This window comes from Frankia sp. CgJB1, from assembly GCF_977947065.1.
Map to the genome: position 1 here is coordinate 1 of NZ_CDWTNB010000147.1, position 9,954 is coordinate 9,954.

Sequence of the window (9,954 nt, forward strand, 5' to 3'; positions counted from 1 at the left end):
AGATTGAAGCGGAACTCCACGACGTCGCCGTCGGCCATCACGTAGTCCTTGCCCTCCATGCGCACCTTGCCGGCCGCGCGGGCGGCGGCCATCGAACCGGCCGCGATCAGGGCGTCGTACGAGACGATCTCGGCCTTGATGAAGCCACGCTGGAAGTCGGTGTGGATGGCCCCGGCGGCCTCCGGCGCGGTCGCCCCGGCCCTGATGGTCCAGGCCCGGGCCTCCTTCGGGCCGGCCGTCAGGAACGTCTGGAGCCCGAGGGTGTGGAAACCGATCCGGGCCAGCTGGGCGAGGCCGCTCTCCTCCTGGCCGAGCGAGGCCAGCAGCTCCGCGGCGTCGGCCTCGGCCAGTTCGGCCAGTTCGGCCAGTTCGGCCAGTTCGGCCAGTTCGGCCAGTTCGGCCTCGACCTTGGCGCATAGCACGATCGCGTCCGCGGGCGCGACGGACCCGACAAGTTCCTTGCGCCGACCGGGATCGGCGAGGACGTCCTCGTCGACGTTGAAGACGTAGAGGAAGGGCTTGGCGGTGAGCAGGAAAAGCTCCCGCAGGGCGTCGCGATCGATCTTCGGTTCCGAGGACAGCGTGCGGCCGGCGTCAAGCACCTCGCGCGCGGCCTTCACCGCGGCCAGCAACGGCTGCTTCGCCTTGTCGGCCCGGGCCTCCTTCTCCAGCTTCGGCAGGCGCGCGTCGACGGTCTGCAGATCGGCGAGGATCAGCTCGGTGTTGATCGTCTCGATGTCGTCGGCCGGGTCGACCCTGCCCTCGACGTGCACCACGTCAGGATCGGAGAACACCCGGACGACCTGGCAGACCGCGTTGGACTCGCGGATGTTCGCGAGGAAGCGGTTACCCAGGCCCTGCCCCTCGGACGCGCCTCGGACCAGGCCGGCGATGTCCACGAAGCTGACCGTGGCCGGCACCGTCCGGGCGCTGTCGTAGAGCTTCGCGAGCTCGCCGAGACGCGGATCGGGCACCCCGACCACGCCCACGTTCGGCTCGATCGTCGCGAACGGGTAGTTCGCGGCCAGCACCTCATTGCGCGTCAGGGCGTTGAACAACGTGGACTTGCCGACGTTGGGCAGCCCGACGATCCCGATCGACAGGCCCATGGCCGGTCAGTCTACGGACCTCACGGCTACGGACCTCACGGCTACGGGCCCTGCGGCCGCCCCGCCGGGGACCGACTCACCGCGAAACCGCGCGAAACTGTCGGAGGGCCGTGATTGCCTCTCTCCCGTGGACACGACCAGCGCGCTGCTGGCCCTGATCGGGCTGGCTCTCGGCGCCATGGGCGGATTCGCCGCCGCGCGCCGCTTCGCCGATCCGCGGGTCGCCGCGCTCACGGCCGCGCACGCCGCCGCCATGCGGGAGCGCGACCAGGCCCGGGAGGCCGCCGCCGCCGCTGCCGAGCGTGCGATGCTGGCCGAGTCGGACGTGTCCAGCCTGCGCACCGTGCTGGAGTACGAGCAGCGAGCGGCGGCCGAGCGGGTGGCGCTGGTCGAGCAGAGCCAGGACCGGCTCGCCGAGAGCTTCCGAGCGCTGTCCGCGCAGGCTCTGGAGGGCGCGAGCCGTCAGTTGGTGGAGCTGGCCTCCGCCCGGCTGGACGAGGCCGGCGCCCGTGCCCGCGGCGACCTCGACGCCCGTCGTTCGGCGGTCGAGAGCATGGTGACGCCGCTGCGGGAGGCCCTCGGGCGGATGGAAGACCGGCTGCGGGAGCTGGAGACCGCGCGCACCGAGGCCTACGCGGCGCTCGTCGAGCAGGTGCGGTTCGCCCGTGAGGCGTCGGAGAACCTCCGGTCGCAGACCGCCGCGCTCGTGACCGTGCTGCGCCGGCCCCAGGCCCGCGGTGCCTGGGGCGAGATGCAGCTGCGCCGGGTGGCGGAGGTGGCCGGCATGCTCAACCGCTGCGACTTCACCGAGCAGATGACGATCCAGGGCGACGACGGCCCGCAACGGCCCGACATGGTCGTCCATCTTGCCGGTGGCCGCAACGTGGTCGTCGACGCGAAGGTTCCGCTCAGTGCGTTCCTGGAGGCCGCCGACACGACGGACGAGGACCATCGCGCGCGCCGGATGGCCGCCCACGCCCGCCATCTGCGTGCGCATGTCGACGGCCTCGGCGCCAAGTCCTACTGGCGGCGGCTGCCGTCGTCCCCGGAGTTCGTGGTGCTCTTCGTCCCCGCCGAGGCGTTCCTGGCCCCTGCCCTCGATCACGATCCCGGCCTGCTCGAACACGCCGCCGGCAAGAAGGTCATCATCGCTACCCCAACCACGCTGATCGCCATGCTGCGCACCATCGCCCACGCTTGGACTCAGGATGCGCTGACCGCACGGACGAAAGAGATCTTCGAGCTGGGTCGCGACCTCTACACCCGCCTCGGCACCCTGGGCGAACACGTCGATCGCCTCGGTCGCTCGCTCGGCCGGGCGGTGGGGGACTTCAACGCCACCGTCGGCTCGTTGGAAAGCCGGGTGCTGACCCCTGCCCGCCGGCTCGCGGCCATGGAAGTCGTCGAGGCGGGGCTCCCCAGTCCGGTTCCGGTGGAGACCGGCGTGCGGCCGCTGTCCGCCGCCGAGCTCCTGAGGAGTACCGGGGAGGGCGCGACGACCGGGCGGGGTGGCGCCATAGAGGACCTCGGAGTCGATGCCGGGTATCAGACCTCTGACGGCGCAGATCCGGTCAGATGAGACGCAGACGACTAGCATAAGGAGGCTTAAGCAACGGAAAGCAGTGAGATCGACACCGAAAGCTCAAATACGAGAGCTGATGCGCATGTCTGGCGCATCGCCCTGACGCATTGGAAATCTGCGGGCGGTACCTTGCCTTCGTGAGTGTGCCGCCTCACCGGCAGTCGGCCGGACCGCCGGGCAGATCCGCACGCGCTCGCGGGCATGACGATCTGTACGCCCGCAGCTCGCGCAGTCGGGCGGGTGGGCCGCCGCCCACGCTGTTCACGGGCAGCCGCCGGGGCCTCACCGCGCTCGGCACCGGCATCCTCGTCCTCGTCCTCGGTGGGCTAGGTGCCATCGTGGACTCCGCGATCTTCGGTTCCCTGAAGTTCGCCTTCGCCGTGCTGTTCATCGGCTCGTGCGTCCTCGCCGCGGTCCGCGTGCATGCGGATGACCTCATCGGCGTAGTGATCATGCCGCCGCTCGCCTACGCGCTCATCGCCCTCGGCGTCGGCTACCTGAACCCCGCGGCCGGGGACGGCAGCTCCGGCCTGCGCAACAAGGCCATCGACGTCGGCTCGGAGATGATCTTTCACGCTCCGATCCTGCTGACGGCCTTCATCCTGGTGGCCGTCATCGCGCTCTTCCGGGGTCGCCGCGCTCAGATGGCGCGCCGCGAGCGGCAACGTTCCCTCTCGCAGTCGGCCGCCGAGCGCCGACGCCGGTCGTAGTAGGCCCGGACCGCCGCTTCCCCGCGCCAGTTCCCCACGCCAGGTCGGCCGTACCGCCACAACCGACCCATGAGTAAATCCGCGCCCTCAATAAAAACAATAACAGGAATGTAGCTGGAACGGCCGATGACAAACACCGGCAACGCGACCACACCTATTGCCACAGCTCGTGCTAGATTCCATGTCGCATCACGCACCCGCCGCTCAGGCGCACTTCCACTGACCTATCGGGTGCCGCATCCCCTGGAGGCGGCGGACGTAGGGAGGCCCGCTTGTCGTGCACGTCTCACGCTTTCTCCGGCGAGCACGTCCTGTCCGCTGGTGAGCCGGCCGGGTCCCGGTGACCGCCAGTCCCTGCTCAGCGGGGAGAACCCCGGTGATCCCGATGTTGCGCTACCGGTCTCTCGACACGCAGCCGCCACGCGGCCCGCGACGTCGGCTGATCCCCTTCTCGACCTTCATGCGGCACTGCGCCATCATCGCCGCCTCCGGCCGGCAGACGCTCACCGTGTCGAAATATGCCGCATCCCTGCGCGCGGCCACCTCGTCGGCCAACCCGGTCGTCATCACCTTCGACGACGGCGGCGTGGAAACCTTGAAGGCTCTCCGCCGGCTGGCCGAGACGGGTCTGACGGCGACGGTATTCGTGACCAGTTCGCGGGTCGGTGATCCGGGCTATTTCAACCGGACCGACCTTCATCGAATACGGGGTCTCGGGATAGAAATCGGCGGATCCGGTCACACCGGACGGCGGCTGGACGAGCTGGCGCGGACCGACGTGATTGCCGAACTGACGCTGTCGCGTCGTCGGCTGGCCGTGGCGACCGGGGACGAACCTCGCACGTTCGCCTATCCCCTCGGCGGATACGACCCGTCCGTACGCCAGCTTGTGATCTCGGCCGGCTACAGTTCGGCCTGCGCGGTACGCGACGTCCTCTCGCATCCCGCCGACGACCGCTTCGCCCTCGCTCGGTTGACCGTCGAGGCGAACACGCCCGACAGCCGGCTTCTCGCGTGGTTGGAAGGCGTCGGGCGGCCCGCGCCGCCTCTCACGGTGCCACGAGCCCACACCCATCGGTTTCGGCGCGCAGCCCATCAGCCCGATCTTTTCACCCCCCGGCTCGGTCAGCCTGATCCTGGCCCGGTAACCGGCACCGGGGACCCGGGCGACCTCGCATCCCCCAGCCTCAGCTCGCCATCACAGGCCCTGCCGGAGCACTGAGCAGGCCGAACAAACTGAGCAGACGGGGTGGCGGCGGTACTCCGCCCGCGGGCGGTCAGCGAGAGTGCCACGGCGTCCCGCGGCGGGTCGGTGCGCAGGGCCAGATCACCGAGCGGACTGGTCACCCCGAGCCAGTACCGCTCGTTGCGGTAGTGGTGCAAACGATGCCCTCGCCACAACCGCCGGTAGTAGGCCGTGCGTGGGGGGACCCGGGTATGGATGAGGAAATGCGTCCAGTCGTAGACGAGCGCACCCATCCCGAGGCAGAGCGCGCCGGTCGCCGCCCACGGCGGCCCGAGCAGCGCCGGCGCCGCGACGGCGACGGTTCCGCTGATCACCTCGCGGGGGCGCAAGAACATCGTGTCGAGGTTGGTCGGATCGCGGTGATGCTGCTCGTGCCCGTATCCGGCAAGCTGGTAACCGATCGATCCCAGCCGACTGCCCGGCCGGGCGTGGAGCAGTATCCGGTGCACACTCCACTCGACGAAGGGCTGCGCCGCCATGGCAGCCACCGCGACGCCGGTGTCCCGGATCCGCCACGGGCCTCGGACCGCCCGCAGGGCGGCAAGCGTCCCCACGCAACCAAGCAGGACGGGGGGCCGTGGATGGCGCAGGAACCTGCGTGCCGCACCCGCCAGCGTCCGGACCTCCGCGGCGCTGCCGTGCGGTCCCGGGGGGTCGAGGCGCGCGAACACCCTCGCGGGGACGGAAGGTCGCGGGTAGAGCACCATGCGACCACCTCCCGACCAGATCGGAATCGGAACGGAACCGGAACAGCATGGAAACTGTACGGAACTCCGACCGGACCGGCGACTTGGATCGGAGCTGCGACCGGAGTGGCGACCGGGACAGCGGCGGCTCAGAACGGGACGGTGGAGTACGCCTGCAGCTTGGTGAGCTGATGCTGGCTGTCCACTCGGCGGATGGTGCCCGAGCGTGACCGCATCACCAGCGAGGACGTGTTCGCCCCGCCCGGCCGGTACCGCACCCCGGCGAGCAGTTCGCCGTCCGTGATGCCGGTCGCCACGAAGAAGACGTTGTCACTGTCGACGAGGTCCCGGGTGGACAGTACCCGGGTCGGGTCGCCCCCGAGGTCGGCGACCTTGCGATACTCCGCGTCGTCCCGCGGCCACAGCCGGCCCTGGATCACTCCGCCCAGACAGGTCACCGCGCAGGCCGTGATGATCCCCTCGGGAGTGCCGCCGATCCCTAGCAGCAGGTCCACGCCGGTGTCCGCCGAGGCGGCCATCACCGCTCCGGCGACGTCGCCGTCGGAGATCAGCTTAACTCGGGCGCCGGCCGCCCTGATCTGCTCGACCAGTTGGCTGTGCCGGGGCCGGTCCAAGACCACCACGGTGACGTCCCGCGGGAGGATCTCCTTGGCCTTCGCCACGGCGCGGATGTTGTCCTCCACCGAGGCCGTGATATCCACCGCCCCGGCCGCCTCCGGGCCGGTGACCAGCTTCTCCATGTAGAAACACGCGCTCGTGTCGTACATCGAGCCACGCTCGCTGACCGCCATGACCGAGATGGCGTTATTCATCCCCTTGGAGGTCAGCGTCGTACCGTCCACGGGATCCACGGCGACGTCGCACTCGGGCCCTTCCCCCGAACCGACCACCTCGCCGTTGAACAGCATGGGGGCCTCGTCCTTCTCCCCCTCGCCGATCACGACGATCCCGCGCATCGAGACGGTGCCGACCAGTCGGCGCATCGCGTCGACGGCGGCCCCGTCCGCGCCGTTCTTGTCACCACGGCCGACCCAGCGCGCCGCGGCGAGCGCGGCTGCCTCGGTTACCCGGACAAGTTCGAGCGCGAGGTTGCGATCCGGAGCCTGTCCCTGCACGGCCAGCGTGTCGGGCACGGACGAGGCGTCGGAAGGCCTGGAGACGGAGGATTCAGCAGTGGAAGACACGGCCCCGAGCCTAGTTCGGGAGCCCCGTCGGCGCCCGAGATTAGGCCCAGAGTGACGCCAAATATACCTTCATGACCCTATCCCGCCGCGAAGGTGTGCCTGCGGCCGTCCGGCAAATCCGGCCTGTCGTCGACACGACACCTCGAATCCGCCGAAGAGGCACGCAACCTTCAACCCGGTACGCGCGTCCAACGAAGCATCGGGCAGCCGTCACGCGGAGGGGGCGTGACGGCTGCCCGACAGGTCCCGGCGTGGCCGGTTCCTCACCCCGCGCTCCCCGATAAGGCCCTCCAGCCGGGCGAGAGCCTGAACACGCCACCACCCCTATGAGCCGCCCAGACGTGGTCTGGGTGCCCATCCGGGGGCTCAGACCTGGAAGATGGGGACGTGGCACGACGACGCGGTCAGGAAACGATCAGAGACATGGCGCTCTCTCTCGCCGTAGTCATGGCGGGTGTCCTGCTCTTCGTCATCTTCGTCATGCCCCGCGGAAGCGACGAGCCCACGGTCAAGGTCGTCGCGACGAGTGAGCCGATGGCGGCGTTCGCCCGCCAGGCGCCCTACTCCCCACTCGGGCCGGCTGGCCTGCCCTCCTATTGGAAGCCGACCTCCATCCGCCTGACGCTGCCCACCGGTGGTGCCGACGGTGGTCCCGCCGAGGCGACGATCGGCTATGTCGTCGATCGGCCCGACCATCGGACGTTCGCTCGCTTCGTCGAGAGCAACGCTCCCACCGCGGTCCAGCGGATCCTGGGGAACCGACCGGCCAACGGCACGGTCGATGTGGAAGGCGTCGCCTGGCAGCAACGCCGGGACGGCGATGGGCATCTCGCGCTCACCCGGACCGACGGCGGCGTCACCGTGATCGTGGATGATGGAGGCGGCAAAGGCGGGGCGAATCAGGCCGATCTGGTCACCCTCGCCGCGTCACTGCGACCGGTCGTTCCCGCCGCCACGAACTGATCGCGCCGTCGGTGCGAGCCTGGTCGATGGGAACCCGGTCGGTGCAAGCCGCCCGGTCAGCGCTGGACGGCGACCGCGATGACGGGAGGCCGTGCGGGTGCGACGGCCGTTGCGGCCGGTGGCTCGCCCCCACCCTCCAGCGCGGTGGCGGCCGGGATGAGAATCGCCATGCCGATGACCAGCCCGGCCGCCCGACGTAGCAGCGGGCCCGTCGTCGGCATCCGCCATCCGAGGTGGGCGCCGCCACCCCGCGTCCCGGTCATCCCACCCCTCGGCACGGCACCCACGGCGGCAACCGAAGGCGGAGCGTGCTCTCGGGCGAGGTCGCCGAGAGGCCGGCGACGAGGCGTCGGGCGTAGCGCGGGCATTGCTACCTCCAGACTGGATGTCCTGCGGGTAACGGCCGGTGTGCCAGGTCGGTCGCGGTCCGTCTCGGACCGCGACCGACCTGAAACGCCGTGCAGCGACCTTGTACTATGGATCTCTACCGGACCGACCGGGTTCAGCCATGATTGTTCCTTGTTGGATATCATGTTGGTCGGGCGGAGGGGAAATCGCCACGCCGGTGCCCCCTGGCCGTCGGGTCGCCCAACGGTGGATGCTGGGTCGGGGCCGAACCCGTAATCACCGATAGCCCACCGGGACCGAGCCGCAAACGCCGATGGCACCCCGAGGCAGGGGGCCTCCCCGCTCCGCCGGGGCTGGCCCGGAACCGCGCGGTCCACGGATTGAGCGGACCTCGCTGTAGAGGGTTGTAGAGGCATAGAGGGTTCTAGAGGATAGAGGGCCGCAGAGGCGGCACGGAGGTGGCCATGCCCGAAGCATTCAACGACAGCCCTACCGGTCACGCCTCGGGCTCCGCCGATGTCCCCCCGCCGGGCGTCCCGGCCCCACCGGTCACCTACGAGGCCGCGCGGGCCGAACTCGAGGAGGTCGTCCGCCGGTTGGAGGCCGGCGGGGTGAGTTTGGAGGAGTCACTGATCCTCTGGGAACGAGGCGAGGAGCTCGCCAGGACCTGTCAGGCGCTGCTCGACGGCGCCCGCGCTCGACTGGCCGCGGCGACTCCACTCCCCTGAGCGTCTCCTGATCTCCTGAGCGTCTCCTGAGCGAGCGGCCCCTCCAGCCGACCGGGCCGCCGGGCCTGCTCAGCCGTCCACGACCGTCGCGCGCAGCGTTCCGCCCGCCACCCGGATGGCGAGCCCGTCCCCGGCCGCAACCTCGGCAGGCCCGCGCACAACCGCACCATCCACGGTGCGCTGCACCACGGCGTACCCGCGGTCGAGGGTCGCCGCCGGCGACAGCGCGCGCATCCGGGCCCGGGTGGCGGCCAGATCGTTCCCGGTCACATTTATCATGTGGCGGACGCAGCGGCGCGAACGGGCGAGGAGCGCCGACACGTCGTCCGCTCTGCGGCCCACGTCGCGCGTGGGCGTTGCGAGCACGGGGCGCCCCCGGGTGTCCGCCAGCCAACGTTCCTCCCGGTCGAGCCGGTGCTCGACGACCCGCCGGGCCCGGGCCCGCAGCTGGGCGACCGCGATCGCCTGCTCACCGACGTCCGGCACCACCCTCTTCGCCGCGTCCGTCGGTGTGGAGGCGCGGACGTCGGCGACAAAATCGAGCAAAGGGGTGTCCTGCTCGTGTCCGATTGCCGACACCACCGGGGTACGCGCGGCCACGACGGCCCGCAGCAGCGCCTCGTCAGAGAAGGGCAGCAGATCCTCCAGCGACCCGCCGCCACGAGCGATGACGATCACCTCCACTTCGGCACGCGCGTCGAGTTCCCGCAGCGCGTCGATGACCTGGGCGACCGCGAGAGGCCCCTGGATGGCCACCTCCCGTAACACGATACGCACCGCCGGCCAGCGACGGCGCGCGTTCTCGACCACGTCCCGCTCCGCCGCGCTGGCCCGCCCGGTGATCAGACCGACGGCCGCCGGGAGGAACGGAGGACGCCGCTTACGGGACGCGGCGAACAGCCCCTCGGCCGCCAGCGTGGCCTTGAGCTGTTCGAGCCGGGCCAGCAGCGCACCGGCACCGAGCGGGCGAATCTCAACAACCGCAAGGGCCAGCGTGCCTCGGCCGGGGTGGAACGACGGCTTGCCCCACACCACGACGCGGGCCCCGTCGACGAGCGCCGGCCCCACCGCGTCGCACACCGCGCGCGGGCAGGTGACCCGCAGGGACACGTCGGCCACCGGGTCCCGCAGGGTGAGGAAGACCGTTCCCATCCCGGGACGGCGGACGATCCCGGTCACCTGCCCCTCGACCCACACTCGCCCCAGCCGGTTGATCCAGTCTCCCAGCGCGCGCGACACGCTGCGGACCGGCAGCGGCTGTTCCGGGGACGATGTCAGTGCCACCCGGGCACCGTAACCTCGCCCTACAACAGTCGGCGGCCCTCGTCACGGCCGGACCGGACGATGTCGCCATCGGGTGATGCATCGCCTGGTTCT

Annotated in this window: 10 protein-coding genes; 5 read left to right on the forward strand and 5 right to left on the reverse strand. The window is 70.5% G+C overall.

The window, feature by feature from the left end; all coding sequences use genetic code 11:
* The coding region (gene ychF, locus AC08OT_RS15490) for a redox-regulated ATPase YchF (RefSeq protein WP_476602961.1) at positions 1-1,109 on the reverse strand (1,109 nt) is incomplete at its 3' end.
* A gap of 127 nt (positions 1,110-1,236) precedes the next feature.
* Between ychF and AC08OT_RS15495 the strand changes: the two genes are divergently transcribed.
* From AC08OT_RS15495 to AC08OT_RS15505, 3 genes are all read left to right on the forward strand, one after another.
* Positions 1,237-2,688, forward strand: coding sequence for a DNA recombination protein RmuC (locus AC08OT_RS15495; RefSeq protein ID WP_476593773.1), 1,452 nt, complete (start codon positions 1,237-1,239; stop codon positions 2,686-2,688).
* A 146-nt stretch (positions 2,689-2,834) separates the two neighbouring features.
* The gene (locus tag AC08OT_RS15500) at positions 2,835-3,401 is read left to right on the forward strand and encodes a DUF6542 domain-containing protein (protein ID WP_476593776.1); all 567 of its coding nucleotides are present in this window, start codon (positions 2,835-2,837) and stop codon (positions 3,399-3,401) included.
* Between the two features lie 385 nt (positions 3,402-3,786).
* Positions 3,787-4,623, forward strand: coding sequence for a polysaccharide deacetylase family protein (locus AC08OT_RS15505; RefSeq protein ID WP_476596122.1), 837 nt, complete (start codon positions 3,787-3,789; stop codon positions 4,621-4,623).
* Here AC08OT_RS15505 and AC08OT_RS15510 read toward each other — a convergent pair.
* Positions 4,527-5,354 carry a sterol desaturase family protein gene (locus AC08OT_RS15510; protein WP_476596119.1) on the reverse strand — a complete coding sequence of 276 codons (828 nt, stop codon included), beginning with the start codon at positions 5,352-5,354 and terminating at the stop codon, positions 4,527-4,529. The genes AC08OT_RS15505 and AC08OT_RS15510 overlap by 97 nt on opposite strands.
* Before the next feature lie 128 nt (positions 5,355-5,482).
* Positions 5,483-6,538, reverse strand: a complete 1,056-nt coding sequence (glpX, locus tag AC08OT_RS15515) for a class II fructose-bisphosphatase (RefSeq protein ID WP_476593771.1) — start codon at positions 6,536-6,538, stop codon at positions 5,483-5,485.
* A gap of 387 nt (positions 6,539-6,925) precedes the next feature.
* Between glpX and AC08OT_RS15520 the strand changes: the two genes are divergently transcribed.
* Positions 6,926-7,501 carry a DUF4245 domain-containing protein gene (locus tag AC08OT_RS15520; protein ID WP_462187146.1) on the forward strand — a complete coding sequence of 192 codons (576 nt, stop codon included), beginning with the start codon at positions 6,926-6,928 and terminating at the stop codon, positions 7,499-7,501.
* A gap of 56 nt (positions 7,502-7,557) precedes the next feature.
* Here AC08OT_RS15520 and AC08OT_RS15525 read toward each other — a convergent pair whose 3' ends face one another.
* Entirely contained in the window at positions 7,558-7,764 is a 207-nt protein-coding gene (locus AC08OT_RS15525) for a hypothetical protein (protein ID WP_462187145.1), read from the reverse strand.
* A gap of 549 nt (positions 7,765-8,313) precedes the next feature.
* Here AC08OT_RS15525 and AC08OT_RS15530 point away from each other — a divergent pair.
* Positions 8,314-8,577 (forward strand): exodeoxyribonuclease VII small subunit, encoded by a 264-nt coding sequence (locus AC08OT_RS15530; RefSeq protein WP_476593770.1) that lies wholly within the window; start codon positions 8,314-8,316, stop codon positions 8,575-8,577.
* 69 nt (positions 8,578-8,646) lie between these two features.
* Here AC08OT_RS15530 and xseA read toward each other — a convergent pair whose 3' ends face one another.
* Positions 8,647-9,861, reverse strand: coding sequence for an exodeoxyribonuclease VII large subunit (gene xseA / locus AC08OT_RS15535; protein WP_476593769.1), 1,215 nt, complete (start codon positions 9,859-9,861; stop codon positions 8,647-8,649).
* Between the last annotated feature and the right edge of the window lie 93 nt (positions 9,862-9,954).